Consider the following 337-nt stretch of genomic DNA (forward strand, 5'->3'; position numbering starts at 1 on the left):
ATTATTAGCTTTGTAACCAGCTACTGGATATTCATCCAAGTATGGTGCCATACTATCAATAACTTCTTTAACTTTACTTTCAAATGCCATGTTCGTGATGTAGTCAACTTGTCCACCATTAGCTATTGTAGTAACAGCAGCCGTTTGTGCAGTCTCAAAGTTATAACCATCTGATAAAACACCATTTTGTATAGAGGCTTTAAGCTTGTTCACAAATTGCGCTTCATTTGAAACATCTGGTTTATCAATTAAGGTAAGTTTTGAAAGAGTTAAATAACCAGATTGTTTAATTGTGTTTTCAAATTCACTAGAATCGAAGTATTCCATTGTCATATTT

At 32.9% G+C, this 337-nt stretch carries 1 protein-coding gene; it reads right to left on the reverse strand.

Annotated features, from left to right (window positions below):
• Window positions 1-337: hypothetical protein (locus tag EOC06_RS40600; RefSeq protein WP_206631409.1), on the reverse strand; the 337-nt coding region annotated here is incomplete at both ends.

Origin of the sequence: Mesorhizobium sp. M7A.F.Ca.MR.362.00.0.0, from assembly GCF_004023175.1 — a bacterium.
Lineage (GTDB): Bacteria > Pseudomonadota > Alphaproteobacteria > Rhizobiales > Rhizobiaceae > Mesorhizobium.